The sequence below is a fragment of the Bacillus sp. FJAT-27445 genome, from assembly GCF_001510665.1.
In the GTDB taxonomy this organism is placed as follows: domain Bacteria; phylum Bacillota; class Bacilli; order Bacillales; family Cytobacillaceae; genus Bacillus_D.
Genome location: NZ_LMTI01000002.1, coordinates 707,192 through 707,992, shown reverse-complemented (window position 1 = coordinate 707,992; position 801 = coordinate 707,192). Strand labels below are relative to the sequence as shown.

The following is an 801-nucleotide window of genomic DNA, read 5'->3' as shown; positions in this document are numbered from 1 at the left end:
CATATAGAAAATAGATTACTCGTTCTTCAAACTTCTTCTGCATTATCCAGTTTTGAGGGAATGAAATTTCCTCTTGAAAAAACCTGATAAGGCATTATAATAATATATGTCTGATTCATTGTCTGGCGACAATGGCGAGAAGGCCACACCCGTTCCCATACCGAACACGGAAGTTAAGCTTCTCAGCGCCGATGGTAGTTGGGGCCTTGCCCCTGTGAGAGTAGGACGTTGCCAGGCAATTATTATGGAGGATTAGCTCAGCTGGGAGAGCATCTGCCTTACAAGCAGAGGGTCGGCGGTTCGATCCCGTCATCCTCCACCACATACTTTGCCGGTTTAGCTCAATTGGTAGAGCAACTGACTTGTAATCAGTAGGTTGGGGGTTCAAGTCCTCTAGCCGGCACCATTTTTGAGCCATTAGCTCAGTCGGTAGAGCAACGAGCAAAGCATCATGAGTATGCTGCGAGTTGCGGAGTGGAACGGAAGTTCCGCGGAGCATCTTTCGACTGAAGTTGATAAATGTTTAGGGAACTATCCCAATACGAGCCATTAGCTCAGTCGGTAGAGCATCTGACTTTTAATCAGAGGGTCGAAGGTTCGAGTCCTTCATGGCTCACCATTTTAATATGCGGGTGTGGCGGAATTGGCAGACGCACCAGACTTAGGATCTGGCGCCGCGAGGCGTGGGGGTTCGACTCCCTTCACCCGCACCATTTTTTTGCGGAAGTAGTTCAGTGGTAGAACACCACCTTGCCAAGGTGGGGGTCGCGGGTTCGAATCCCGTCTTCCGCTCCAGATTTT

The 801-nt window shown here is 49.4% G+C and carries 5 tRNA genes and 1 rRNA gene; all 6 read left to right on the top strand.

Going from position 1 to position 801, the window contains the following annotated elements:
- Positions 1–121 precede the first annotated feature (121 nt).
- The 6 genes from rrf to AR337_RS08195 all read left to right on the top strand — a co-directional run bounded on the left by rrf (position 122) and on the right by AR337_RS08195 (position 795).
- A 5S ribosomal RNA gene (gene rrf / locus AR337_RS08220) occupies positions 122–237 on the top strand.
- 9 nt (positions 238–246) lie between these two features.
- Positions 247–322 (top strand) — tRNA-Val (locus AR337_RS08215).
- Positions 323–330: 8 nt separating this feature from the next.
- Positions 331–406, top strand: a tRNA-Thr gene (locus AR337_RS08210).
- 137 nt (positions 407–543) lie between these two features.
- Positions 544–619, top strand: a tRNA-Lys gene (locus tag AR337_RS08205).
- Positions 620–628: 9 nt separating this feature from the next.
- Positions 629–713, top strand: a tRNA-Leu gene (locus tag AR337_RS08200).
- A gap of 7 nt (positions 714–720) precedes the next feature.
- A tRNA-Gly gene (locus AR337_RS08195) sits at positions 721–795 on the top strand.
- Positions 796–801 lie beyond the last annotated feature (6 nt).